The organism is Micromonospora sp. NPDC049107, from assembly GCF_040648595.1.
Classification (GTDB): Bacteria; Actinomycetota; Actinomycetes; order Mycobacteriales; family Micromonosporaceae; genus Micromonospora.
The window spans coordinates 461,148-486,146 of sequence record NZ_JBEZEC010000003.1 but is presented as its reverse complement, the minus strand read 5'-3'; the positions used below and the strand labels follow the sequence as shown (position 1 = coordinate 486,146).

Below are 24,999 nucleotides of genomic sequence, written 5' to 3'. Positions count from 1 at the left end.
CGGGGCAGCCCTGCCGTCCACCCTATGGGCAGTCCCGACACTTCCGCTCGACAGCGGTCGATGCGGTCAGGACGAGCTGGTGAGCAGGTAGTCGTCCGCCTCCGGGCTCCACCGCAGGTCGACCGCGCCGCTGGTGGCGGCGGCCTTGCAGAACTGCAGGAAGCTGCGGTAGCCGAGCTTCTTCTCGCTGAAGTCGGGCCGCACCCGGCGGAGCTGGTTCTTCAGGCCGGAGAGCGCCACCGGGTTGCCGGCGCTGCCCAGGTCGCCCACCACGCCCCGGAGCAGGCCGAACGCCACCTCCCGGTCGCCGTGCTCAGGCAGGGACACCTCCGGGTCACCCTTGGCGGGCCCCTCGGCCAGGTCGACCACGTTGTGCTCGGCGAGGTGGCGCAGCAGCTCGCCGAAGGTACGGAAGCCGTAGTCGGACTCGCTGAAGGTCGGGTCCTTGCGCAGCAGGGTGCGCTTGAGCCGGGAGGCGGTCACCTCGCCGCTCGCGCTGCCCTGCAGACCGGCCACCGTCTGGGCGACCTGCACGGCGAGCGTGTCGACGTCCCGGCCGGGCTCCTCCCCCACCGGCGGCTCCTCCACCTCCGGCTCCCGCTGCTGCTCCGGCCCGGTCGGCCGCTGGTCGGGGCCGGTCTGCCGGACCGGCCGGGCATGCCGGGCGCGGACGGGCGGGATGTCCACGCCCTCCAGCCGGTCGTAGTACAGGAACTCGTCGCAGGCCGGTGGCAGCAGCGCCGACGTGGACCCCTCCACCCCGACGCCGATGACCCGCTTGTTGAGCTCACGGAGCTTGTGGACGAGCGGCGTGAAGTCGCTGTCGCCGCTACAGATGACGAAGGTGGAGATGTAGTCGCGTTCGAACGCCAACTCGATCGCGTCGACGGCCATCTTGATGTCGGCGGCGTTCTTGCGGGACGCCCCCATCCGCTGCGGGATCTCGATCAGCTCCACGTGGGACCGGGTGAGCATCCGGCGGTCCTCGTCGAAGTACGACCAGTCGGCGTACGCCCGGCGCACCACGACCCGCCCGCGCTCGGCCAACGCGTCGGCGATCGGCCGGAAGTCGAAGGCCCCGCCGCCACGATGGTCGCGGGCCCCCAACGCCAGGTTCTCGTAGTCGAGGAAGAGGGCGATCCGATCTTCGTGCTCCACGCGGCCCAGCGTACGCCCGCTCCGGCTCAGCGGGACGCAGGCGAGGCGCGACACCGCCGCCGTCCTTTCGTCCAATTCTTGCGGCTTTACAGTCGTCTCTTTTCGTTCGTTGATTGATGTCTTGCAGGAGACTGCGGGGTGCTGCATCATGACGCTCAATGTCGGGCGTCCAGGGGAACGCCGGGCGGACCTCCACCACCACCCACCCAGGAGGGTCACCGATGTCTCGCAGCATCCTGCCGGCGCGCCGACGCCCGGGCCGCCGCCCGGTCGCCACCGCCGTCGCGCTCGCGACCGGCCTCGCCGTGCTGGTCGCCGGACCCACCGTCGCCGCGGCCGGCTCGGCCACGTCACCCGGCACGCAGCCGGTCGTCACCCGGGCGGCACTCGATCCGGCGCTGGTCGCCGGGCGCGGGGCCGACGTCGACTTCGTCGAACAGGAGGCCGAGAACGCCCGCACCAACGGCGAGATCATCGGCCCCGACCGGTCCGCCTACACCCTGCCCGCCGAGGCGTCCGGCCGCCGGGCCGTCCGACTCACCCCGGGCGAGTACGTCGAGTTCGTCCTGCCCAGCGCCGCCAACGGGATCACCGTGCGGTACAGCATCCCGGACGCGCCGTCCGGCGGCGGGATGACCGCGCCGCTGACGGTCGCCGTCAACGGCAAGCACGTGCGCACCATGACGCTGACCTCGCAGTACTCGTGGCTCTACAACCAGTACCCGTTCACCAACGACCCGCAGGCCGGCCTGCTGCACCCGGACTGGTGGATCACCGAGTGCCAGTGCGTGCCGTCGGCCACCACGCCGTACCCGAGCATCACCACGCCGTTCCGGCCCACCCACTTCTACGACGAGCAGCGACTGCTGCTCGGGCGCACCTACCGGGCCGGTGACAAGGTCCGGCTCACCGCGCCGACCGGCACCGCCGCCGCCTGGACGGTCATCGACCTGCTCGACTCCGAACTGGTCGCGCCGCCGCGGGTACGGCTGCTCGCGGCGAACGTCCTCGCGTTCGGCGCCGACCCGACCGGCCGACGGGACTCCGCCGACGCGATCGACAAGGCCATCGCCTTCGCCCGCCGCACCCACCTGAAGGTGTACATCCCGCCGGGCACGTACCAGGTCAACCGGCACATCATCGTCGACGACGTGACGATCGAGGGCGCCGGCAACTGGCACACCATCATCAAGGGCCGCGAGGTCGCCCTGTCGACCCCCGCGCCGGACGGCTCGGTGCACACCGGCGTCGGGTTCTACGGCCGCGACGCCGCCGACGGCGGCAGCCGCAACGTGCACCTGTCCGGCTTCGCCATCGAGGGCGACGTCCGCGAGCGCATCGACACCGATCAGGTCAACGCCATCGGTGGCGCGATGAGTGACTCCACCATTGACGGGCTGCACCTGCGGCACACCAAGGTCGGCGTGTGGTTCGACGGGCCGATGCGCAACGTCCGGATCACCAACACCATCATCGTCGACCAGATCGCCGACGCGCTCAATTTCCACACCGGCGTGACCGACTCTCTCGTCGCGCACACCTTCGTCCGCAACACCGGCGACGACGGCCTGGCGATGTGGTCGGAGAAGACCGCCAACGCCCGCAACACGTTCGACCACAACACCGTGCAGTCTCCGACGCTGGCCAACGGCATCGCCATCTACGGCGGCACCGACACGACCGTCTCGCACAACCTCGTCGCCGACCCGGTCCGCGAGGGCAGCGGCCTGCACGCCGGCGCCCGCTTCGGCGCGGAGCCGTTCGCCGGGTACCTGCGGTTCACCGGCAACACCACGGCCCGTGCCGGCACGTACGAGCTGAACTGGAACATCGGGCTCGGCGCCATCTGGATGTTCGCGCTGGACCGCAGCATCGACGCGGCCATCGAGGTCACCGGCGACGCGTACCTGGACAGCACCTACAACGCGATCATGCTGGTCAGCGACTGGCCGGTGAAGGACCTCTACTCGATCACCAACGTGCGCTTCCGCGACGTCCGGGTCGACGGCACGGGCACCTCGGTGGTCAGCGCCCGTACGGCCGGCTCTGCCTCGTTCGCCAACGTGGACGCCCGCAACGTGGGCGCGGTCGGCGTCAACAACTGCGGGTCGTTCCACTTCACCCCGGCCGGCTCGGAGTTCACGCTGACCGACCTGGGTGGCAACGACGGCGGCTGGCTCGCGCCGTGGCTGCTGCCCAACACGATCACCTGCGACGACCGGCCGCCGGTCGCACCGCCGCCGCCTCCGGCACAGTGGTGAACGCGGTGGGCGGCCCGGTCGACCGGGCCGCCCACCGCCGTCTAACGCGTGCGGACGTACGCCAGCGGCACGGTCGTCGGCTGGCCGTCCCAGGAACCGCGCAGGGTGACGCCCCGAACCTCGCCCGCCCCGGCGACCGGCCGGCGGACGACGACCAGCTCCACCGTGTCGGTGACGATGACGGTGTCGTCCCCGTCGACGACCCGCCGGACCGCGCCGACCTCCGGCACGTCCCCGCCGCCGTCGACGTCGATCGTCATCGCCGGCGCTCGCACCTCGCGCCGACCGTCGACCTCGAAGTACTGCTCCGCCTGGCCGGCGCCGCTCAGGACGGCGTGGGTCAGCGCCGCCGCGTACACCGGGTCGGCGCAGGCGTCGTACACCCAGCGGCGGCCGAGCGCCGAATGATCGGTGGTACCGACCAGCCACTCGTCGGCGTCGTCGAGCGGCGCGGCGCGGTAGGTCAGTGGAACCTGGTGGACCGGCCCGTCGGCGGCGGCGACCAGGATCGTCTCCACGCCGACCTCACCGGCCGGGTCGTCGAAGCGGTACGCCCCCCTACTCACCACCTCGACGCCGGCCGGTCCCCGGTACCAGGGTCGGTCGGGCAGCCAGGTCGTCAGCAGTTCGAGCTTCGTGGGGCGCAGTGTCGCCCGGTGCAGCAGTGCCATGCGTCCGGAGCCTAGTCAGAACCCCGCGCACGGGTTGCCGCCCACGGTGCACCCCTCCGGCTCCCGGGCCTTGGGTCGGCTGTCGCGGACGTCGAAGCGGATCGTCCGCGACCCGCCGGCCGGCAGGGCCGCGCCGGTGAGGGTGAGCGCCTGCCCGTCCCGGGACGAGTCCGCCCCGTCGACGTCGTCCACGCTGCTGCCCTCGGCCAGGGTCACCACCACGACCCACTGCTCGACGGGCGCGGGCCCCGGATTGTCCACCACCACCTCCCCGGTGTAGCCGAACAGCCGACTGGAGGCGGTGTCGTACCGCGCGACCAGCGGGGGCGGGGGCGGCGGCCCGGTGGGAGTGGAAGTGGGCGACGGCTTCGCCGACGCGGTACGCGTCGGACGGGCGCTGGTCGGCGTCGCGGTGCGCGACGGGCGTGCGGAGGCCGTGGCCCTGGGTTGTGTGGTCGGCGTCGCCGCCACGACGCTCGGCTGCGGTGGCGTCGGGGTCGGCGACGAGGTGGGCGCGGTCACCGGGTTCGACTCGTCCGGCAGCGTCAGCCACGTTATTGCCCCGGCCGCCAGCAGCACCCCGACGAGCCCGACGACGACCGTCCGCCGCCGACGCCGGGCCGGACCGGTCGCCGCCGCGATCACCGGCAGTTCGGTGGTCATCCCGGCCTCGCCTCGGCGCAGGTCGACCTGCTGGAACGCGAGCCAGTCCAGAATGGCCGGCAGACGCACGGTGAGAGCCTGACGCAGTTGCTGGTCGCGGGCGTCGCGCTGCTCGTCCGACCAGGCGCCGTGGGTCGGCACCTCCCGCACGGCCAGCCGACTGCCCTCTCGGGTGGCGGTGACGGTGCAGGTCAGCTCGGTGAGCCGGCCGGCCTCGTCGCAGCGCAACGCGAGCAGCTCCGGCACCTGCCGCTCGGTCACCTCGACCTCGACGTCGGCGTCGAAGCCGGGCAGGTCGGCCGTGTGCAGCCGCAGCCGGTCCGGTACTCCCTCCACCATGTCCGCCTCGGCGAACCAGCGGCCGAGCAACTCCCGATCCGTCAGTGCGAGCCAGACCCGGTCGGACGGGTGGGACAGGTCGACGTGCGCGCCGATCTCGATCACGGCGAGACTCTAACGGGTGGCCAGGAGACTCCGGGGTCGGAGGCCGGCTCAGCCCCAGCGACCCGCCCGCTCGACGGCCTCCGTCAGCGCCACCCGGGCGGCGGTGCTCAGCTCGACGACCAACTCGGCCGCCGGCACGTCCCGGGCGAGAGGGTGCGCCTGCCCGGCCCACAGGTTCGCCACCGAGGCGTCGCCGTCGCGTCGGGCGGCGGCGAGCAGCGGACGGGTCAGGTGCAGCACCTGCGGGTAGCCGACCGGCGCCTGCGCGTCGTGCGTCCGCAGGAAGTCGTTGACCACGCCACGGGCCCGCTTGCCGGTGTAAGCCCGGGTCAGCGCGGTCGGGGCGACGCTGGCCACCGCCGCGCGGTGCAACGGCGAGCTGCCCGCCTCCGGGCAGCGCAGGAACGCCGTACCGACCTGCGCCGCGACCGCCCCGGCGGCCAGCGCCGCCGCCAGCGCGGGGCCGTCGGCGATCCCGCCCGCCGCCACCAGCGGACGGTCACCTCCGGCGACCAGCCGGAGCAGCGGCAGCAGCGCGTAGTCGTCGTCGTCCGGCAGACCGCCGCGGTGCCCGCCGGCCTCGGTGCCCTGCACGATGACGGCGTCGACGCCCAGGTCGGCGGCGGCGGTGGCGGCGTCCGGTCGGGTGACCGTCGCCCACACCTCGGTGCCGCGCTCCCGCAACGCCGTCACTGCGGCGCGGTCGGGCAGTCCGAACGCGAAGGACACCACCGGCACCGGGTCCGCGAGGAGCGCGGCCAGCTTTTCGGGGTACGCGTCGTCCCCGCCCGCCGGATCGCCGAGCGTCACCCCGAACTGCTCGGCCTGCGGCGCGAGCCGCCGCGCGTACGCCGAGACGGCGGCCTCGTCGACCCGACCGTCACCGGGGAGGAAGACGTTGACCCCGAACGGCCGGTCGGTACGGGCGCGCACCGCGGCGATGTCGGCGACCAGCCGGCCGGTGTCGATCATGCCGGCGGCCAGGAACCCGAGTCCACCGGCGGCGGAGACCGCCGACACGAGATCCGGCGTGGACGGGCCGCCGGCCATCGGGGCGGCGACGATCGGGTGGCGTAGCGCGGACAGCACGGACATCCACCCATCCTCCCGTACCGCGCCGGTCTGCCCCTCAACGTCGGTCGGTGTGCCGCCGCCACAGCAGTCCGGCCACGGCGAGCAGCGCCAGCAGCGTCCCGGCGCCGGCCGCCAGCGACCACACCTGGCCGCCGCCGATACCGGCCGTCTGCGCCGCCGGGCTGGCCGCGGCGGGCGACGGCGGGGCCGCCGTGGTCGACTCCGCGGGATGAGCGGCGGGGGCCACCGTCGCGGGGTACCGCAGGATCGTCGGGCGGCTGCCGGCCGGCTGGTCGGCGGACTCGGAGACGGTGAGCAGCGACCGGCCGTCCCGGCTGTAGGTGATCGACTCGCCCTGCGGCTCGTCCGGCAGCGGCGTGATCCGCGGGGTACCGCCGGTCAGCGCGCCGACCAGGTCGTCGCCGGCCACGTCGTACTCGAACGCGTCGGCGTAGCTGCGTAGCACCACCCGGCGGCCGTCCGGCGCGCTCGCCGCGCCGGTCACGACGCTCCGGCCGAGAAACGAGTACGGATTGCTGGTAGTTGTCGACGGCAGGACCACCTTGCCCACGGAGGCCAGCGGCGTGGTGGCGCCCGGCTTCAGCGCGGTGGTCGGGGCGTACAGGACGACGGTGCCGCTGCCACCCTTGGTGATGATCAGCGGACGGCCGGACGCGTCGATCAGCAGCGCCTCCGCGTCGTGCGGATTGTCCGGATACGTCATCCGGTGGAGCACCGGCCGGTCCGCGCCCGGCGCGAGCCGCCACAGCGCGATCGTCTCGCGGTTGCGGTCGTTGTCACCGATGTCGGCCACCCAGAGGGTGCCGTCCCGGCCGACGGCCAGGTCCTCGGTGTCCCGGGGCCGGGTGGGGTAGCTGACGGTCCGCGCCACCGCGCAATTCTTGTCGAGGAAGAAGATCCGTCGGCGGGCCTCGTCGTCGGCGCCGTCGTTGACTACCACGTACCCCTCGTCGGTGGTGACCATCCCGGACAGCTCGTTGAGCCGCTCGTCGCGGATCTCGCAGACCGGGTCGCCCGCATTCGCGGCACCGGCCGCCGCCGGAGTCGCCGGTACGGCCACGGCCAGCGACGCCGCGCCCGCGACGAGAGTCGCCACCGCCGTCGTGCGGACGCGCCGCCCCCGGGTCACCCAGCCGCGTACCCGCATCGTCCGCCTCCTCGTCGCGGCCGGTGGCCCGGCCGTCCCGCCCATCCTGGCCGATCGGGGACGGCGACGGCGACCAAGCGCGCGGACCCGACGGCATCCGCGCTCCGGGCCGCGCCGCCGTGCCCGCACCGCACCCGGCTCTGTCGTACCCGTGGTCCATGATCGTGTCGTCGCAGCGCCGCCGACGCCGGCCGCGCGCGCACCACCCTGCATTCTTCTCAACGTGGGAGGCCGTGACGTGACGAACGCCGACGAAGCCGACTGGCGGCGGCGCAGCGTGGTGGCGGTACTGCCGCCCGCCCGCTCCCGCAAACTGGCGAAGGTGCCCTTCGTCGAGCTGGCCGACGGACGTCTGCAGGGCGTGGTCTCCAGCGGGTCGGACGTCGAGCGGGTCTACGTCTCGTCGGTCGCGGCCGGCACCCACGCCTACCAGTGCAGCACCAACAACAACCGACCGTGCGGGGGCTTGCGCGCCACCCCGTGCAAGCATCTGCACGCGCTCGCGGACGAGGCGCTCCTCCAGTACGGCGTCGACCGCGTCGCCCGCTACCTGCGGGTCGACGTCGGCGACGGGGTGGCCAGCGGAGCGGAGCTGCTGGCCCGGCTGGACGGTCAGCCCGAGCCGGCGTCGGCGGCGGTGGTGTTCAGTCGCTTCCTGCGCCACCTCGCCTACCTTGAGGTTCCCGTCAGCACGGCCCCGCTGCCCGAGCTGCACTGGTTCCCGGCGACCCGGGCCGCCCGCTGATGCGCGGCGCCCAGGTCGCGCCCCTGCGTACGGCCCCGGCCGGGTTGACCGACGCGCTCGATGTGGTGGCCGGCTTCGACGACGCCCTCATCGACGGTTTCGGCCGGGTCGGCGAGCGGGGCGCCTCCGCACTGGCCGCGTTCGCCGACGCGCTCACCGGCACGCCACTGGGTGGCCCGGCGGCCGTCGCGGTGGACGCGGTCGTCGCCGGGTCGGTCGCCCCGCAGCACCTCGCCGCGCTCGCCGGAGCGCGCTCGGCGCTGCTCGGCGCGGCACACGACGCCCTGCTCAGGCAGCTCGACGAGACACTCGGCCGCACGCGGTCGTCGTGGACGACACCGACCAGCGTGCCTCCCGAGGCGCCGGCCGCGCTCGCCGGCGCGCGGGCGTGGTGGCACGAGGTGGCGCTCACCGGCTGGCGGGGCGTCGACCACGAGCTGCTCTCCGTGGCCGCCGGGGTGGTCGAGACCAGCCTCCTCGTGCCGGAGCTACGACGCGTCGCGGTGCTGCTCGACGGGCTCGCCGCCGAGCTGCGGGCCTGCGTTCCGGTCGCCACCATGGCGCGGGTGCCGGCACGCCGGTGGGCCGATCTCTGGGCTCGCGGGGTCCTGCTCGCCGAGGGCACGCCACCGCCCGAGGCGACGCCCTCGGTCTCCGGGCGGCTGTTGCCGCTCGGTGTGGACGTGCACAGTCACGACACCGCGGTGCAGATCCAACTGCACGCCATCCTGGAGCCGGCGGACGGCGGCCCGGCGCGGCTGGTCCGCACGGCGGTCACCGCGGCGAAGGTCGACACCATCGTCGGTCCGGCGATCTGGCGGCTGTTGTCGCACCATCCGGCGCTGCTCACCGCGCTGGCCGACAAGCGGGCGTTGACCGTGACCGACCTGCCGCTGCGCGGCGGCGACCTGGGCTGGGTCGACGACCGGGTCCGGCTCGACGAGCCCGCCGACCCGTTCGCCACTGCCCGGGTCCTGTTACCCGCGGCGACCACGGCCGCGACCGACCCCCTGGATCGACACCCGGCGGGCATCGCCGAGCCCGTCCTCGTGGAAGGGCCCGTGATCCGGGACGAGGCCGGCGCCCTCGCCGTCGAGGTGGACGGCGAACGGATACCGCTGGCCGTCGACAGGTTGCCGGCCGCCGGTCCGCTGACCGTCGACCTGGTCGCCACCGCGTCCGCCAGCCTGGGGCTCCTGCGCTGGGACGACGACCGGTGGCAGCTCCAGCCGTTGGCGGTGCTGGGCACGGTGAAGCGGCGAACGGTGCCGGCGCACAACGGCGACTGGGCGTGCGGCGTCACCGATCCGAAGATCGCCAAGGAGGAGGCGCGGGCGGGCGACGCCGTGGCCGTGCTGCGCGAACGCGCGGGACGGTTGCTGCGCCGATGACCACGCCGATCCCCACCGGCGGGTTCGCCGACGCCAACCGCCGTCAGGTTCTCTACTGGCGGCTCTTGTCCCGCCTCTTCGACCGCGACGAGCAGCCCAGCCTGGAGTCGGCGAGCGTCGCCGTGGTCGACGACCTCGGGCTGCCCGCCGCCCTGCTGAATCCGGCCGTCTCGGTGGACACCATCGTCCAGCGCTTCCCGACGCTCGCGGCCGAGCTGCGCGGCCTGCTCACCCCCACCGACGCCGAGCCCGACGCCACCGGACCCGACGCCACCGGACCGGACGCCATCGGGCCTCGGGCCGTTGGGTCGGACAGCGGGCGGGACGACGCTGAACCGGACGACGCTGAACCGGACGACGCTGAACCGCACGACGCTGAACCGGACGACGCTGAACCGGACGACGCTGAACCGCACGACGCTGCGCCGCACGACGACGGGCCGCGCGCGGATTCGGCCTATCTGCCCGGTGCCGCCGAGGTACGCCGCGCCGCGCTCGTGTCGAAGGTGCTGCTGAACGTGTTCGCCACCGGCTCCGGCCCGGTCAGCGCGACCCAGCTGGCGCGGTGGCAGTCCGATGCCGGCTGGTTCGAGCAGGCACTCGGCTGCGAGCCCGGCGAGCTGCGCCGTCAGAGCGGCGGGCTGGGCGGCACCCTCGCCGGGCTGGAGGGTGACCTGGTCCGACGGATGCACCTGCGGGAGGTGCTTGCCGACCCCGCGCTGGCCAGTCAGCTGACCCCGAGCATGTCGCTGATCGAGCAGTTGCTACGGGACAAGGCCAACCTGTCCGGACTGGCGCTGGCGAACGCCAAGGCGTTGATCCGGCGCTTCGTCGACGAGGTCGCCGAGGTGCTCCGGACGCAGGTGCAACAGACGAGTGTCGGCGCGCTCGACAGGTCGGTGCCGCCCAAGCGGGTGTTCCGCAACCTGGATCTCGACCGGACCATCTGGCAGAACCTGACCAACTGGAGTCCGGACGACGAGCGGCTCTACGTCGACCGGCTCTACTACCGGCACACCGCACGGCGCACCACTCCGTCCCGGCTCATCGTGGTGGTCGACCAGTCCGGCTCGATGGTCGACGCGATGGTCAACTGCACGATCCTCGCCTCGATCTTCGCCGGCCTGCCGAAGGTGGACGTGCACCTGATCGCGTACGACACCCGGGCACTAGACCTCACCCCGTGGGTGCACGACCCGTTCGAGGTGTTGCTGCGTACGCAGCTCGGTGGCGGCACCGACGGCACGGCGGCGCTGACGCTGGCGCGGCCGAAGATCGCCGAGCCGAAGAACACGGTGCTGGTGTGGATCTCCGACTTCTACGAGGTCAACCACCAGGCGGTCTTCGACGGCCTGCAGGCCGTCCACCGCTCCGGCGCCAAGGTCATTCCGGTGGGCTCGGTCAGCAGCTCGGGCCAACAGAGCGTCAACCCCTGGTTCCGGCAACGCCTGAAGGACCAGGGCACCCCGGTCATCTCCGGCCACATCCGCAAGCTCGTCAGCGAGCTGAAGAACTTCCTCACTTAGGAGAGCACCCCCTCATGTCCGAGATGTTGCGCGCCCCCGCCGAGGTCACGTACGCCGACGAGCTGGATTTCCTCGAGTCGGTCGACACCGGTCCGAAGCCGTTCTCGTGGCGCCTGAGCCCGCGCATGGTCCGGCTGTTCATCCTCGGGTCGGAGCGGGCTGACGGCCTGTCCCGGGAGATCCCGCAGAAGTGGTTCGGCGACCGCAGTTTCGTCGAACGCGCCATCGTCACCCTCGCCTCGGACCGGGGCCTGCTGCTGATCGGTGACCCCGGCACCGGCAAGAGCTGGCTGGCCGAGTTGCTGGCCGCGGCCATCTGCCGCAACTCGACCCTGGTCGTGCAGGGCACCGCCGGCACGACGGAGGACCACATCAAGTACTCGTGGAACGTGTCCATGGTGATCGCCAAGGGCCAGTCCCGGGAGTCGATGATCCCGTCGCCGATCATGACGGCGATGGAGCGTGGCGTGGTCGGTCGCTTCGAGGAGTTGACCCGCTCCACCAGCGACGTACAGGACGCGCTGATCTCGATCCTGTCCGAGAAGTACGTCGCGATCCCCGAGCTGGACCAGGACAACATCGTCTTCGCCCAACCCGGTTTCTCGATCATCGCAACGGCGAACAGCCGCGACCGGGGCGTCAACGACCTCTCCTCGGCGCTCAAGCGGCGGTTCAACTTCGTCCGGATCCCGGTGGTCACCAACAAGCGCAGCGAGGCCGAGATCGTGCGGTTCCGCACCGAGGAGTTGCTGCGCCGGCACCGCATCGAGCTGGACGTGCCGCCCACCCTGCTGGACATCCTGTTGCAGAGCTTCGCCGACCTGCGCGCCGGCGCCGCGGCGGCGACGAGCGACGAGGAGAAGCTGGAGTCGGCACTGTCGACCGCCGAGCAGATCGGCGTGCTGGAGGACGCGATCCTGCACAGCCAGTTCTTCGGCGACCGTACGCTGCGCGCGGCGACGCTCGCCGGGTCGTTGGTCGGATCGCTGGCCCGGCGCAGCCCGGAAGACCTGGCAATCCTCAACAAGTACCTGCACGGCGTGGTCGAGCCACGGGCCCGCAAGGACGACGACGGCTGGGCGGGCTTCCTGGACGGCGGCCGTCAGGCGATCGCGTCCCTCTCGTGACCGCGTCGACAGTCGCCGGCACGTTCGGCGCGCTCCGCGAGCAGCTCACCGACGCGGCGACCGCGTTCGCGGGCTCCTCCGACGCGCTCGGCGCGATCCTCGCCGGGATGGTCGACGATGTCGACCGGGCGCTCGGCGAGCCGCTGGAGATCTTCCCTGTCTGCCACCACTCGCCGGCCTCCGCACTGGCCATGGTGCGCCGGCTGCGCGCCAAACAGCCCCGGGTGATCTACCTGGAGCTGTGCGAGGATCTCCAGCCGCTGCTCGGCGAGTTGCGCAACTGCCGCCTGCCGGTGGCGGTGCAGGCGTTCGCGTCGGAGCTGTCCGGCTTTCCGGCCGACTGGGGGCCGCTCAGCGTCGTCGCGCCGATCACCGAGGCGTCGGCGGAATACCAGGCCATCGCGTACGCGCTGGAGACCCCCGGCGTGGAGCTGGTGCTGGTGGACCGCTCCTCCGACCACGTCTTCCAGTGGTCGCCGCGCGACCAGCCGACCGGCGCGAGCAGCGCGAACGGGCCGACCGCCACCGGTGCGGGATCGGGACTGCACGGCGACGCCGTCGGGGTGGAGATCGGCGACCTGCGACCACGGTTCGCGGAGCTGGAGGCGTACCTGCTGCACCACGGCAAGGTGCGGCACTGGTCGGAATGGTGGGACCAGTACGTGGAACGCCCGCTGGCCGACGCCGACCACGACACGTACCGGCAGGTGATGGTGCTGATCGGCAGCCTGTTCCGGCGGCTGCGCCCGGCCGACGCGGATCGGCTCGATCGCGACGAGGATCGCGAGCGGTACATGTGGACGCGGATGCGTCAGCACCTGGCCACCTCCGGCGTCGATCCGGCGCACTGCCTCTACGTCTGCGGCGCGTTCCACGCCGCCAGCCGGGTCGAGCAGTTCGGGCTGGGCTCCGGCGCGGACGATTTCGAGATCACCCCGCGCACCGACACCCGCTGGCGGTACGGGCTGATCCCGTCCAGCCACTCGGCGATCGAGGCACAGTTCGGGCTGGCGTCCGGCTCGGTCTCCATCGCCGCGGCGACCTGGGCCAAGGAGGTACGCCGCCACGGGCTGTCGCCGTACCAGCTCGGCGGCCAACGCACGACGGCCGTCCGGGGGCGACGCGGTCGGGTCACGACGGTCCCCTCCCCCGCCGGGCCGGTCGATGACCGACTCACCGGCTTCCTCGCCGCGCCACCGCGCCCGGACGGTCTGGACGAGGCGGAGCTGCGCGGCTGGTGTGTCGACATCGTCCGGTTGGCTCGCCGCAACGGATATCTGGCGAGCACCGCCGACGCCATCGCGGTCTTCGAGACGTCGGTCCTGCTGGCCGGGCTGCGCAACCGGGCCCGGCCCACCCCGTACGACTTCGCCGACGCCGCGGTCACCTGCATCGAGAAGGACGTGGTGCCCGGCCGGCGGGACGTCCGACGGCTCTGCGAGATCCTGCTGGGCGGCGACCGGATCGGTCAGGTCGGCTACGACGCTCTGCCGCCGCTGGCCCGCGACGTGTTCGATCGGCTGGAACCGCTCGGCCTGGCTCTGGAGAAGCGGACCGTCCAGCGGGCGCTGCTGGACCTGAACGCCGAGCCGGCGCTGGGCCGCTGCTCGGACCTGCTGTGGATCCTGCGGCATCTGCTGCCACCGGCCGCGGTCCGCCCGATCATGGGTGAGCGGCGGCTCGGTCAGCGCTCGGTCCAGGAGAGCTGGGACCTGGCGCTCGGTCACCATCAGCGGGCGTTGATCGAGCTCGGCTACGAGGGTGTGACCGTCGAGCAGGTCCTGGAGCAACGACTGCGCCGGGCGGTGCGCGGCCCGGACGCCACCGCCGCCAGCGCTCTGGCCGCGGTCGAGGACGCGATCCGGCTGCTCGACAGCCCACGTCTGGTCGACGAGCTGGGGGCGCGGGCGGTGGAGCTGCTCGCCACCGCGCGCACCGTCGACGACGCTCCCGACGTGTTGCGCCGCATCCGACGGTTGCTGGCGCATCACCGGGCCACCGCGCCGACCCTGCCGGCCTGGTGCGAGGCGTTCGTGACGACCGGGTACGCGCACTACTGCACCCTGCTGCCCACCGCGATCACCAGCGACGAGACCAACGTGCGGCAGGTCGGCGCGATGCTCGGCTTCCTGTTCTCGATGGAGGGTCTGGCACTGTCGTTGGGCTGCGACCGCTCCCAGCTGGAACTGGCCGTCGCGCAGTCACACCCGACCGCGCCGGCGAAGGTGGCGCTGCTCTGGGCGGGCCGACACCAGCTCGGCCTGCTGTCGGTGGCCGATCTGCGGGCCCGGTGTGCCGAGCTGCTGGCCAACCCGCTGGTGGTGCCGGCCTTCCCGCAGTACCTGGCCGGATTCGTGCACGCGCTGGAACCGGTGCCCGGTCTCGCGCCGTTCGTCGTCGAGACGATCTCCACGGCCTTCGCCCGGCTGCCCGATCCGGTGCTGCTGCCCTGGTTGCCGACCCTGATCACGACACTGCGGGAGCAGGGTCCGGAGCTGGTTCCGCTCCTGATCCGTGAGGCCGGACGCACCTTCCCGGAGGCGCTGCCGGAGCTGGATTCCTGGGTGCCGCCGTGGGTCGCGGCCCCACCTGTCGGGCGGGCGGACGACCAACGCGCCGTGGCCGCGCCGCGGCGGCGGGTCGGTGTCCTCCTCGCCGCGCATCCCGAGGTGGTCGACGCGATCTCCGGTCTGCTCGGGTACGACGGCGGGTGGCCGCCGGCCGACGACGCTCCCGCCGAGCAGGGTGCGGTGGCGGGGCTGCTGGCGAGGCATCCCGAGACGGTCGAGGCCGTGGCCGCGCGGGTGGTGCGCCAGGCGTGAGCGCGACGGCGGCGGGTAGGCAGCGGCCCGGCGTCATGGCGACTTCCGCCGGGTAGGAGGCTTTGATGAGCACGTACCGGGACGAACAGGGCGACCAGTTCCCTCCTCCGGAGGCGGACGCCGCCGAGCAGCGGCAGGACGCGTTCGACGTGGGGCCGCCGGACCGGGTCTCCGGCGACGTGGACCCGGAGGCGTCCGAGGCCGACCTGGCCGAGCAGGGCGCGCTACCGGCCGGCGCCCTGGAGGAGGTGACGTCCCTGCCGGCCGACGCCAACCCGGCGGACGCCCTCGAACAGCGTCAGGAGATCCCCGCGCGGGACGAGGGCCGCCGCACCTGAGCGCCCATGCCGGATACGGCGGTGCCCCCGCCCTACCGGCGGGGGGCCCGTCGCTTAGAACCAGTGGAGGTGACTGTTGTCGGCGGTGCCTGTCGAGCTGCCCCACAGGTGGGGCGGCACAGCACACGACCGGAGCCGCGGTGTCGGTGGGCGGTCAAGGCCTGCTTGACCCAGCCCAAGAACCGGCCGTAGTGCTGCACCGGGTCGGGTGCGGTCCGGTACAGGTCGGTCAGATCCCGGCTCGCCTCAGTCAGGCAGTCGGCCATGTCCACCCCGAGCAGCTTCGGCTCGTCCGAGTAGTCGGCCACGAGTTCGACTTTCGCGTGCTCGCACGGCCAGGGGAGCACACAGGACGCGCAGAACCAGAACGGCCGGACCGGGGCGTGCCGCTGGCCGCTCACTGCTGAACCCCCTGGTAGCGGACCGGCGACCATCGGTCAGACCAGCGTAGGGTCGACGACTGGCTGTGAATGATCGCGTTGACGGTTCCGAAGATGACGCCAGGTGCTCGTTGGACCCGCTCGAGGTCTTCGGTCACTCGCGCGATGGCGGTCAGCCGGCCACGGGCGTCGAAGAGTTCTCGCCGGACATCCAGGAGTGACGCCTCGAGCTGGCTCACCCACTCGCGTAGCCGCTCTACCTCTTGTTCCTGTTCCACTCCAGCCTCCAGGGGTGGTTTCGGACGGGACACCCGTCGCCGCCGGGCTCCGCCTTGCGCGGCGACGGGCGTAGACAGATCCCATCCCGGACGCTACCCCCCTGTCAATCCTGGCGCGCCTATCTGAGCGCATTCATGTTGACCCGTCACGGCCGGTCTACCTTCGTTCGCATGGCAGATGGACCGGGCGAACTCGTCGCGGCGGGCGAGGTCCTGGCGATGCTCGGGGTGGGCCGCTCACGGTTCCGCCAGATCCAGCAGTCGCCACACTTCCCGGCTCCGTACGCCCGACTGTCGGTTGGTTCGATCTGGCTCAAGGCTGATGTGGAGAAGTACATCGCCGAACACCGACGCCCCCGCTTGGTAGACGAGGACGAGTAGCCCCGTCCGCCTTCCCGGCACTGACACCGGCTGGCTCAGCCGGCGACGACCTGCCACAGCAGGAAGGCGTTGAGCGCGACGACCAGGACGGCGACTCCGGATGCGGCGACCGTGGTCAGTGGGTGGTTGACGAGGTTGCCCATGAGGTCCCGGCGACGGGTGAAGGCGACCACCGGGATCAGCGCGAACGGGATGCCGAAGCTGAGGATGACCTGCGACAGCACGAGGGCGCGGGTGGGGTCGAGGCCGATGGCGAGCACTACCACGGCGGGTGCCAGGGTGACCAGGCGGCGCAGCAGCAGCGGAACCCGGCGGCGCAGGAAGCCCTGCATGATCACCTCACCCGCGTAGGTGCCGACGCTCGTGGAGGCGAGCCCGGAGACCAGCAGGGCGACGGCGAACCCGAAGGCGGCGGCCGTGCCGATGCTCTCGCCCAGGCCGGCGTGCACCCCCTCCAGGCTGTCGGCGCCCACCGGGCCGCCGCCCCGGAAGCTGGCCGCCGCGATCAGCAGCATGGCGAGGTTGACCGCGCCGGCCGCCGTCAGGGCGAGCAGCACGTCGGTGCGTTGGCCCCGGAAGAGGGTACGGCGTTCGGCGTCGTCGGTCGCGGGGATGCGGTCGCGGGTCAGCGCGGAGTGCACGTAGATGACGTGCGGCATGACCGTCGCCCCGAGGATGCCGGCGGCCAGCAGGACGCTGTCGGTGCCCTGGAGGCGGGGCACGAGGCCGGCCATGGCCGAGCCCGGGTCGGAGCCGGCGGCGAGCAGGTTGGCCGCGAACGCCAGGACGATGACGCCGAGCAGCACGGCGACGGCGATCTCGAAGGCGCGGAACCCGCGCGAGCGCAGGGCGAGCACGACGAACGCGGCCGCGCCGATGATCAGCCCGCCGGGTAGCAACGGGATGCCGAAGAGGAGGTAGAGGGCGACCGCTCCCCCGATGACCTCGGCCAGGTCGGTGGCCATCGCCACCAGCTCGGCCTGCACCCACATGATCCGGTTGAGCGGGCGGGGCAGGCGCTCGCGGCACAGCTCGGGCAGGCTGCGGCCGGTGGCCAGGCCCAGCTTGGCGGTGAGTGTCTGCACCAGCATGGCCATCAGGTTGGCCACCACCACGACCCAGACCAGCAGGTACCCGTAGCGGGCGCCGGCCGCCGAGTTGGTGGCGAAGTTGCCCGGGTCGACGTACGCCACGGCGGCGACGAACGCCGGGCCGAGCAGGATCAGCCGTCCCCGTACCCGGCCCCGGGCGCGGGCGATCTGTAGCGGCGTCGCCGTCGTCGCCCGGAGGTCGTTGGTGACCATCGAGCACCTCCCCATCGAGTACGGATCGCGTGCCTGTTCCCTTCCCGGGCGGCTGACCCGTCGGTGCCAGTCGGTGGCCCACGGGTGCCACGGCCCCTTCGCGCTTGACAGGCGTCGCCGACCCGACCAAGCTGTCTCATAGTCCTACTGTCGTAGGACAACAGGAAGGATCATCACGAGTGATCGAGTTCGTGCTCGACAGCCGGTCGAAGGTGAACACCTACATGCAGCTCGTGCAGCAGGTGAAGCAGGCGCTGCGCGTCGGTCTGCTCGCACCCGGCGATCAGCTGCCGAAGGTTCGGGACGTCGCCCAGTCACTGGCGATCAACCCGAACACGGTGCTGAAGGCGTACCGGGAGTTGGAGATCGAGGGTCTGGTCGGCGGCCGGCCCGGGGTGGGCACGTTCGTCCAGCGCACCCTGGCCGGCGCGTCCCTGCCCAACCAGGCCGAGCTGCGTGACGACCTCGTGGCGTGGTTGCAGCGGGCGCGGGCCGCCGGCCTCACGGCCGAGGACGTCGTCGCCCTGGTGGAGACCACGCTGCGCGCCACCCTCACCGACGACGCCCCACAGAAGGAACCCGCGTGAGCGGTACGAGAGGACAGAGGATGGAGATGGTCTTGGAGGCCGACCGGCTGGGCAAGCGGTACGGCAGAACGTGGGCGCTACGGGACTGTTCGCTGCACCTTCCGGCCGGCCGGATCGCCGCGCTGGTCGGGCCCAACGGCGCGGGCAAGAGCACGTTGCTGCACCTGGCGGTCGGGCTACTCAAGCCCGACGAGGGCGTGGTGCGGGTGTTCGGCAGGTCGCCGTACGGCGACACGGAAGGGCTGGCCGACATCGGGTTCGTCGCCCAGGACACGCCGCTGTACCGGGACTTCACCGCTGCCGAACTGGTCGTCGCCGGCGGCAAGCTGAACCGGCGATGGGACGCGGCACTGGCCCGGACCCGGTTGGCGCAGCTCGGGATACCGCCCGACAAGCCGGTCGGCAAACTGTCCGGCGGGCAACGGGCCCAGGTGGCGCTCGCTCTCGCACTGGCCAAACAACCCCGGCTGCTGCTGCTCGACGAGCCGGTGGCCAGCCTCGATCCGCTGGCCCGTCGGGAGTTCCTCCAGTCGCTGATGGGCAGCGTGGCGGATTCCGGCACCACCGTTCTGCTCTCCTCGCACCTGCTGGCCGACCTGGAGCGCGTCTGCGACTACCTGATCGTGCTCAACGCGGCCCAGGTGCAGCTCACCGGCTCGGTCGACGACCTGGTTGCCGGGCACCGGCAGCTCGTCGGCCCGCGGCACGACGGCGGTCCGATCGGGGGCGTGGCGCACGTGGTCCGGGCCAGCCACACCGACCGGCAGTCCACGCTGCTGGTACGCACCGACGGTCCCGTCACCGACCCGGCCTGGACGGTCCGCGACGTCAGCCTGGAGGACGTCGTCCTGGCCTACCTGGCCGACGGCGTCACGCAGACCAGTCACAGCGAGTGGGGGGTGGCGGCATGATCTGGCTGACCTGGCGGCAACACCGCAAGCAGGCGTTCTACACCCTCCTGGGGTTCCTGGTGCTCGCCGCGGTGCTGGTGCCGATCGGCCTCTCGATGCGGAGCACCTTCGCCGACCTCGACCTGGCCACATGCGTGCGTCAGCTCGACGACCCGAACGTGGCGGCGGCGACCCGGGAGGCCTGCGACGCGGGGTTCCACCGCTTCAGTAACCAGTACGGCAGCCTGAACCTGGTGGCCGTCCTGCTGATCACCCTGCCGGTGCTGGTCGGCCTGTTCTGGGGCGCGCCGCTGGTCGCCCGCGAGGTGGAGCAGGGCACCCACCGGTTCGTCTGGACCCAGGGTGTCGGCCGGACCCACTGGGCCCTGGTGAAGTTCGGGCTGGTGGGCGCGGGCGTCCTGGCCCTCGCGACGGCCTACGGGCTGGGTATGTCCTGGTGGGTCGACCCGCTCACCGACGCCGCGTACGAGGGCCGGCTCGGCATGATCGTCTTCGACCTCCAGGGCACCGTCCCGATCGGCTACACACTCTTCGCCGTGGCGCTGGGTATCTTCGCCGGCACCGTGTGGAAGCGGATGCTGCCCGCCATGGGCATCACCCTCGCCGGGTTCATCGGCGTGCGGGCGGCGGTGGAGATCCTGGCCCGACCGCACTACCAGCCCGCCAAAACCCAGACCTTCCCGATCGAGGGGGGTGGGATTCCGGAGGGCGACCGGGGCAACTGGGTTCTCGCCGTGGGAATCCGCGACGCCGACGGGACGATGGTCGCGGAGAACACCCGCATCCAGTGCCCGCCGGGCGGCAAGGGCCCGGACGGCCGAGTCTGCGGTGCCGACCTGGGTCTCGGGCCGGGCGCGTACAACTGGGAGATGTACCAGCCGGCCGACCGGTTCTGGCTGTTCCAGAGCATCGAGACGGGCATCTTCGTGGCCCTCGCCGCGCTCCTGCTCTACCTCGCGGTGCGTCGGGTCCGCCGGATCGCGTAACCGGGCGGGTGATCGCCGGAGCCACGGGGGCCCGGCGATCACCCGTCCCTGCCGGCCTCAGCGGCCCAGCCGCCGGTAGCGGGCGACCGAGAGCGGCAGGAACACGGCAACCAGCGCGATCGGCCAGGCCACCGCCAACCAGAGGTAGTGCCGCGCGGCCCACGAGTCGCCACCCCAGCCCGGGTTGCCGAACAGCTCCCGGGCGGCGCCGACGGTCGCCGACAGCGGGTTCCAGGCGGCCACCGCGCCGAGCCAGGCCGGCATGGTGGACGGCGCGACGAACGCGTTGGAGAGGAAGCCGAGCGGAAACTCCAGGGTCTGCACCGCGACCACGGCCGTCTGTCCCCGGGCGACCAGGCCGAGGAAGATGCCGACCCAGACCAGGGCGAAGCGCAGCAGCAGGATCAGTCCCGCCGCGCCCAGCGCGGCGCCGACGCCGCCGTGTGCCCGCCAGCCGACGGCGAGGCCGGTGGCCAGCAGCACCGCGAGGGTGACCAGCGCGAAGAGCAGGTCGGTCACCGCGCGGGCGACGAGCGGGGCGAGTGGTGCGACCGGCATCGAACGGAGCCGGTCGGTGACCCCACGCTCCAGGTCGTCGGCGACGGCGATCGTGGTGAGGCTGATGCCGAACACCATCGTCATCACGAACATGCCGGGCATCAGGAACTCCCGGTAGCTGCCCCCGTCGGGGACCTGCATCGCCCCGCCGAACAGGTAGGCGAAGATCAGCACGATCAGGATGTTGAAACCGAGCGAGGCGACCAGCGGCCCGGGGTCACGTCGCCACCGGGCCAGGCCACGCCAGACCAGGGCACCGCTGTCTGTCAGGGCAGCGGGCCGGCCGGGCGTCAGGTCCACGGTCGCGGGCGGGTGTGTGGCGCTCACGCGGTCACCTCCACGGTGGCCCGACCACCCGTGACGTGCAGGAAGACGTCGTCGAGGGTGGGTCGCCGCAGGGCGATGTCGACCACCGTGACCTGCGCGGCGTCGAGCGCCCGCAGCACCTCGACGAGCGCGCCGGCCCGGTGCCCCACGCCGGCGCTGACCGCGCGCCGGTCCACGTCGACAGTCGGTTCGTCGGCGACCACCCGACGCATCTGCGCGACGGCGATCGCGAGGTCGGCGGGCTCCCCCACGACCACCTCGATCCGGTCGCCGCCGAGCTGCGTCTTCAGCTCGTCGGGGGTGCCTTCGGCGACGATGCGCCCGGCCTCGACCACCGAGATCCGGTCGGCGAGCTGGTCCGCCTCGTCCAGGTGCTGGGTGGTGAGCAGGACGGTGGTGCCCGCGCGGACCAGCCCGCGGATCGACTCCCACACCTCGCTCCGGCCGCGCGGGTCCAGCCCGGTGGTGGGTTCGTCGAGGAACAGCACGGCGGGGGCGAGGACCATGCCGGCGGCCAGGTCCAACCGGCGACGCATGCCCCCGGAGTACGTGCTGACCGGCTGCTCGCCGACGTCGGCCAGGCCGAACCGCTCCAACAGCTCGACCGCCCGCTGCCGGGCCCGGCGACGGCCCAGGTGGAACAGCAGGCCGAAGAGCACGAGGTTCTGCCGGCCACTGAGCGCCTCGTCCAGCGCGGGATGCTGCCCCACCAGGCCGATCCGGTAGCGCACCTGGTCGGGCTGGCGGGTCACGTCGAACCCGGCGACCTCGGCGTGCCCCTCGTCCGGGCGCAGCAGCGTGGACAGGATCCGTACCGACGTGGTCTTGCCGGCCCCGTTGGGACCGAGCAGGCCACACACCGTCCCGCTGGCCACCTCAAGGTCGAACCCGTCCAGGGCCAACCGGTCCCCGTACCGCTTCCGCAGCCCTCGCACCACTATCGCCGCGCCGCTCGTCGTCACACCCGTCCCCTTCCCACAGCCGGACACCGAAGGTCTACCGTACACGGTACGGTAGACCGTACGGGATTGGTGGGTCGACTAGCGTCCCCGGCATGACGATCTCGTTGGACGGCCGGCGGTTCGCCGCGGTGACGGACGTGGTGGCCGGTGAGGTGGGCACCGAGACGGTCTTCACCTACCACGAGCGGGCGGGCGAGGTCTGGGCCGAGTACGCCGGTGGGTCCATCCGACGCGGCTGTCTCGTGGGCACCCGCGACGGCGACCGGTTGGACTTTCGCTACGTCCAACTCAATGCCGAGGGCCAGACGTCCACCGGCCACTGCGTCTCGCAGGTGCGGGTCCGGGCCGACGACCGCCTGGAGCTGCACGAGTCCTGGGCCTGGGAGTCCCGGCCGGGCAACGGCACCAGCGTGGTGCGGGAGATCGCCTAGATCGGGTCGACGGAACTTGACTGGCCGGCGACGCCGACGTTGAGCGGATCGGCCAGCAGCTTGTCGAAGGCCAGCTCGGCGGCCCCGATCAGGACGGCGTCCCGGCCGAGAGCCGCAGCCCGCAACCGCAGGTGCTCACGGGAGGCCGGCAGCGGCATGGCGTCCAGCCGCCGCCGCACCGTGTCCGCCCCGGCGATGAAGATGTCGCGCAGCGAGCCACCGAACACCACGGCGTCCGGGTTGACCACGTTGACCAGGTTGGCGACGCCGAACCCGAGCCAGTCGGCGACCCGCTCGACGGCGGCGCGGGCGGTCGCGTCGCCGTCCGCCGCCGCGCGCAGCACGTCGGCCACAGCGGTCCGGTCGTCGGGGTCGAGGCCGGCGTGCCGCAGCAGCGCGGCCTCGGAGATCTCGGTTTCCCAGCAACCACGGGAGCCGCAGCCGCACGGCAGTCCGTTCGGGTTGACCACCATGTGGCCGACCTTGCCGCTGTGGCCCCGGTGGCCGATCATCAGTCGGCCACCGACCACGATGCCGGCGCTGATGCCGAGGTCGCCGTGCAGGTAGATGAGGTCGTCGATACCGGGGGCCACACCCCGGATGTGCTCGGCCAGGCCCGCGATGTCGGCCAGATCTCCGGCCACGAATCCTGGGCAGTCGGTCAGCTCGGCCTCGAGGGCTGCGCTCAGGCCCTCCTCGACGCCGACGATGCGCAGGCCGCCGTCGGCGTCGCGGGTGGTGTCGGTGACGGCGACCGCGCCGCCGACCAGCAGCGCGTCGGAGGCGACGCCGCGCTCCATCCCGCGCACGAGGTCGGCCAGGGGGCGGACGGCGTCGACGGCCGACATTCCACCGGGACGGGGTGCCTCCCGCAGGTCGAGGATGCGACCGCCGAGGCCGATCCGCGCCGCCCGCAGTCGGTCCGCGTCGATGCTGAGCGCGTGCGCGTAGACCCGGTCGGAGCGAGGGCTGACCACGAGGGAGGGGCGGCCGGCGCGGCGGGTCGTGGCCGGCGCCTCCTCGGTGACCAGACCGCTGGCGGTCAGGTCGGCGGCGAGGGCGCCGATGGTGCTGCGGTTCAGGCCGAGACGGCTGGTCAGCTCGGCCCGCGACGTCGGCCCGTGCAGGTGCACGTAGCGCAGCACGGCGCCGAGGTTCTGCCGTCGGATCTCCTCCTGGCTCGCGCCGGGGACCGGGGGCAGTGGGGTGTCGGCGGTACGACCGGCGCCGGCTGGCCTGGACCGCACGGGTGTCGCCACGGTCAGACCTCCTTCACGGATCGGTGCCGGGTGAACGATGGGGCGCGGACGACGATGGGCCCCGGAAGAGGAGATCCGGGACCCATCGGCGTTGCTGCTTACCGTGTGCTGATTACTTGGTGAGCGGCGCGAGCTTCGGGTCGTTGGCGTACGCCTCGACCACGTTCGCCTTGGTGACGGCGACCGGCGGGAGCAGGAACGTGTCGACGACCTTGCTGCCGTTGTTGTAGGACTTGGTGTCGTTCACCTGCGGGGTGTTACCGGCCTGGAGAGCCTTGACCATGTTGATGGTCTCCTTCACCAGGTTGCGGGTGTCCTTGTTGATCGTCATGTACTGCTCGCCCTTGACGATCGACTTGACCGACTCGACCTCGGAGTCCTGACCGGTGACGATCGGGGTCGGCTTGCCAGCGCCCTTGACCGAGGTCAGGATCGCGCGGGCCAGGGTGTCGTTCGGGGAGAGGACGCCGTCCAGCTCCTTGTTGCCGTAGGTCGAGGTCAGCAGCTGGTCCATGCGGGCCTGCGCACCCTCGGCCTTCCAGCCCTGGATGGCGGTCTGCTTGACGTCCTTCTGACCCGAGGCGACGACGACGTTGCCCTTGTCGATCTCCGGCTTGAGCACGTCCATCGCGCCGTTGAAGAAGACACCGGCGTTGTTGTCGTCCGGCGAACCGGAGAACAGCTCGATGTTGTACGGGCCGTTCGGCTTCTTGGCCTTCATGCCGTCCAGCAGGGCCTGGCCCTGGAGCTGGCCGACCTTGAAGTTGTCGAACGCGACGTAGTAGTCGAGGTCCGGCGTGTTGGTGATGAGCCGGTCGTACGCGATCACCTTGGCGCCGGCGGCGTGCGCCGCGGCGACCTGGGTCGCCAGCTGCGCGGCGTCGGTCGCGCCGATGACGATGACCTTGGCGCCCTTGGTGGTCATGGCGGTGATCTGGGCCTGCTGGTCGGCGACCGTGGTCGACGCGCCGGCGTACTGCACGTCAGCCTGGAAACCGGCCTCCTTGAGACCGTTGGTGAACAGGTCACCGGCGAGGACCCAGTTCTCCGAGGTCTTGGCCGGCAGGGCCACGCCGATCAGCGAGTTCGCCGCGAAGCCCTTGGCGTCGCCGCCACCCGAGCTACCGGAGTCGCCGTCGCGGCCGGAGCCGCAGCCGGCCAGGGCCAGCATGGCGGCGGCGCTGATGGCCACCACCGACGAGCCGAAGATTTTACGCATGGTGAGGACTTGCCTTTCTGGATGTGAG

22 protein-coding genes and 2 pseudogenes are annotated in these 24,999 nt (G+C 72.3%); 13 read left to right on the top strand and 11 right to left on the bottom strand.

Annotated elements, in window-relative coordinates; translation table 11 throughout:
* Window positions 1-66: 66 nt before the first annotated feature.
* Window positions 67-1,158, bottom strand: a complete 1,092-nt coding sequence (locus tag AB0B55_RS10475) for an NYN domain-containing protein (protein WP_357120262.1) — start codon at window positions 1,156-1,158, stop codon at window positions 67-69.
* A gap of 221 nt (window positions 1,159-1,379) precedes the next feature.
* On the opposite strand from AB0B55_RS10475, the gene AB0B55_RS10470 reads away from it, so the two are divergent.
* The gene (locus AB0B55_RS10470) at window positions 1,380-3,419 is read left to right on the top strand and encodes a glycosyl hydrolase family 28-related protein (RefSeq protein WP_357171521.1); all 2,040 of its coding nucleotides are present in this window, start codon (window positions 1,380-1,382) and stop codon (window positions 3,417-3,419) included.
* A 41-nt stretch (window positions 3,420-3,460) separates the two neighbouring features.
* Here the strand turns inward: AB0B55_RS10470 and AB0B55_RS10465 are convergent, their stop codons facing one another.
* From AB0B55_RS10465 to AB0B55_RS10450, 4 genes are read right to left on the bottom strand one after another with little or no spacing between them, the layout of a single operon-like run.
* Complete coding sequence (locus AB0B55_RS10465) at window positions 3,461-4,090, bottom strand: hypothetical protein (protein ID WP_357171520.1); 630 nt, start codon at window positions 4,088-4,090, stop codon at window positions 3,461-3,463.
* Window positions 4,091-4,105: 15 nt separating this feature from the next.
* Window positions 4,106-5,197, bottom strand: coding sequence for a cellulose binding domain-containing protein (locus tag AB0B55_RS10460; RefSeq protein ID WP_357171519.1), 1,092 nt, complete (start codon window positions 5,195-5,197; stop codon window positions 4,106-4,108).
* Window positions 5,198-5,245: 48 nt separating this feature from the next.
* Window positions 5,246-6,292 (bottom strand): nitronate monooxygenase, encoded by a 1,047-nt coding sequence (locus AB0B55_RS10455; RefSeq protein ID WP_357171518.1) that lies wholly within the window; start codon window positions 6,290-6,292, stop codon window positions 5,246-5,248.
* A 34-nt stretch (window positions 6,293-6,326) separates the two neighbouring features.
* Window positions 6,327-7,439 carry a hypothetical protein gene (locus tag AB0B55_RS10450; protein ID WP_357171517.1) on the bottom strand — a complete coding sequence of 371 codons (1,113 nt, stop codon included), beginning with the start codon at window positions 7,437-7,439 and terminating at the stop codon, window positions 6,327-6,329.
* A 277-nt stretch (window positions 7,440-7,716) separates the two neighbouring features.
* Between AB0B55_RS10450 and AB0B55_RS10445 the strand changes: the two genes are divergently transcribed.
* The 7 genes and pseudogenes from AB0B55_RS10445 to AB0B55_RS10415 all read left to right on the top strand — a co-directional run bounded on the left by AB0B55_RS10445 (window position 7,717) and on the right by AB0B55_RS10415 (window position 15,388).
* Complete coding sequence (locus AB0B55_RS10445; protein WP_357120799.1) at window positions 7,717-8,184, top strand: hypothetical protein; 468 nt, start codon at window positions 7,717-7,719, stop codon at window positions 8,182-8,184.
* Window positions 8,184-9,575 carry a hypothetical protein gene (locus AB0B55_RS10440; protein WP_357171516.1) on the top strand — a complete coding sequence of 464 codons (1,392 nt, stop codon included), beginning with the start codon at window positions 8,184-8,186 and terminating at the stop codon, window positions 9,573-9,575. Before AB0B55_RS10445 ends, AB0B55_RS10440 begins: the two co-directional genes overlap by 1 nt.
* A pseudogene (locus AB0B55_RS10435) lies at window positions 9,572-9,808 on the top strand (VWA containing CoxE family protein); the annotation flags it as partial. The gene AB0B55_RS10440 and the pseudogene AB0B55_RS10435, both read left to right, overlap by 4 nt.
* A gap of 231 nt (window positions 9,809-10,039) precedes the next feature.
* Window positions 10,040-11,101: pseudogene (locus tag AB0B55_RS10430) on the top strand (VWA domain-containing protein); the annotation flags it as partial.
* Window positions 11,102-11,115: 14 nt separating this feature from the next.
* Window positions 11,116-12,228: an AAA family ATPase gene (locus AB0B55_RS10425; RefSeq protein ID WP_357171515.1), complete on the top strand. Its 1,113-nt coding sequence runs from the start codon at window positions 11,116-11,118 to the stop codon at window positions 12,226-12,228.
* Window positions 12,225-15,050 carry a hypothetical protein gene (locus tag AB0B55_RS10420; protein WP_357171514.1) on the top strand — a complete coding sequence of 942 codons (2,826 nt, stop codon included), beginning with the start codon at window positions 12,225-12,227 and terminating at the stop codon, window positions 15,048-15,050. Before AB0B55_RS10425 ends, AB0B55_RS10420 begins: the two co-directional genes overlap by 4 nt.
* Window positions 15,051-15,115: 65 nt before the next feature.
* On the top strand, window positions 15,116-15,388 hold the full coding sequence (locus tag AB0B55_RS10415) for a hypothetical protein (protein ID WP_357120288.1): 273 nt from the start codon (window positions 15,116-15,118) through the stop codon (window positions 15,386-15,388).
* A 397-nt stretch (window positions 15,389-15,785) separates the two neighbouring features.
* On the opposite strand, the gene AB0B55_RS10410 is transcribed toward AB0B55_RS10415, so the two are convergent.
* Window positions 15,786-16,046, bottom strand: a complete 261-nt coding sequence (locus AB0B55_RS10410) for a hypothetical protein (RefSeq protein WP_357171513.1) — start codon at window positions 16,044-16,046, stop codon at window positions 15,786-15,788.
* A 171-nt stretch (window positions 16,047-16,217) separates the two neighbouring features.
* Here AB0B55_RS10410 and AB0B55_RS10405 point away from each other — a divergent pair, with 171 nt between their 5' ends.
* Complete coding sequence (locus AB0B55_RS10405; RefSeq protein ID WP_357171512.1) at window positions 16,218-16,427, top strand: hypothetical protein; 210 nt, start codon at window positions 16,218-16,220, stop codon at window positions 16,425-16,427.
* Window positions 16,428-16,462: 35 nt separating this feature from the next.
* Here the strand turns inward: AB0B55_RS10405 and AB0B55_RS10400 are convergent, their stop codons facing one another.
* Window positions 16,463-17,731 (bottom strand): Nramp family divalent metal transporter, encoded by a 1,269-nt coding sequence (locus AB0B55_RS10400; protein ID WP_357171511.1) that lies wholly within the window; start codon window positions 17,729-17,731, stop codon window positions 16,463-16,465.
* A 179-nt stretch (window positions 17,732-17,910) separates the two neighbouring features.
* Between AB0B55_RS10400 and AB0B55_RS10395 the strand changes: the two genes are divergently transcribed.
* From AB0B55_RS10395 to AB0B55_RS10385, 3 genes are read left to right on the top strand one after another with little or no spacing between them, the layout of a single operon-like run.
* A complete protein-coding gene (locus tag AB0B55_RS10395) occupies window positions 17,911-18,318 on the top strand; it encodes a GntR family transcriptional regulator (RefSeq protein ID WP_355050404.1) in 408 nt (135 codons plus the stop codon).
* Between the two features lie 20 nt (window positions 18,319-18,338).
* A complete protein-coding gene (locus AB0B55_RS10390) occupies window positions 18,339-19,229 on the top strand; it encodes an ABC transporter ATP-binding protein (protein WP_357120301.1) in 891 nt (296 codons plus the stop codon).
* Window positions 19,226-20,215: a transporter gene (locus tag AB0B55_RS10385; RefSeq protein WP_357171510.1), complete on the top strand. Its 990-nt coding sequence runs from the start codon at window positions 19,226-19,228 to the stop codon at window positions 20,213-20,215. The genes AB0B55_RS10390 and AB0B55_RS10385 overlap by 4 nt, the downstream gene beginning before the upstream one ends.
* A 57-nt stretch (window positions 20,216-20,272) precedes the next feature.
* Here the strand turns inward: AB0B55_RS10385 and AB0B55_RS10380 are convergent, their stop codons facing one another.
* Together AB0B55_RS10380 and AB0B55_RS10375 are read right to left on the bottom strand one after the other, a co-directional pair.
* Window positions 20,273-21,100, bottom strand: coding sequence for an ABC transporter permease (locus AB0B55_RS10380; protein WP_357120307.1), 828 nt, complete (start codon window positions 21,098-21,100; stop codon window positions 20,273-20,275).
* Window positions 21,097-22,062, bottom strand: a complete 966-nt coding sequence (locus AB0B55_RS10375; protein ID WP_357120310.1) for an ATP-binding cassette domain-containing protein — start codon at window positions 22,060-22,062, stop codon at window positions 21,097-21,099. The genes AB0B55_RS10380 and AB0B55_RS10375 overlap by 4 nt, the downstream gene beginning before the upstream one ends.
* A 92-nt stretch (window positions 22,063-22,154) precedes the next feature.
* Here AB0B55_RS10375 and AB0B55_RS10370 point away from each other — a divergent pair, with 92 nt between their 5' ends.
* Complete coding sequence (locus AB0B55_RS10370) at window positions 22,155-22,493, top strand: hypothetical protein (protein ID WP_357120313.1); 339 nt, start codon at window positions 22,155-22,157, stop codon at window positions 22,491-22,493.
* Here the strand turns inward: AB0B55_RS10370 and AB0B55_RS10365 are convergent.
* Window positions 22,490-23,695, bottom strand: coding sequence for an ROK family transcriptional regulator (locus AB0B55_RS10365; RefSeq protein WP_357171590.1), 1,206 nt, complete (start codon window positions 23,693-23,695; stop codon window positions 22,490-22,492). The two genes, AB0B55_RS10370 and AB0B55_RS10365, sit on opposite strands and share 4 nt — an antisense overlap.
* A 169-nt stretch (window positions 23,696-23,864) precedes the next feature.
* A complete protein-coding gene (locus AB0B55_RS10360) occupies window positions 23,865-24,971 on the bottom strand; it encodes a sugar-binding protein (RefSeq protein ID WP_357120316.1) in 1,107 nt (368 codons plus the stop codon).
* Window positions 24,972-24,999 lie beyond the last annotated feature (28 nt).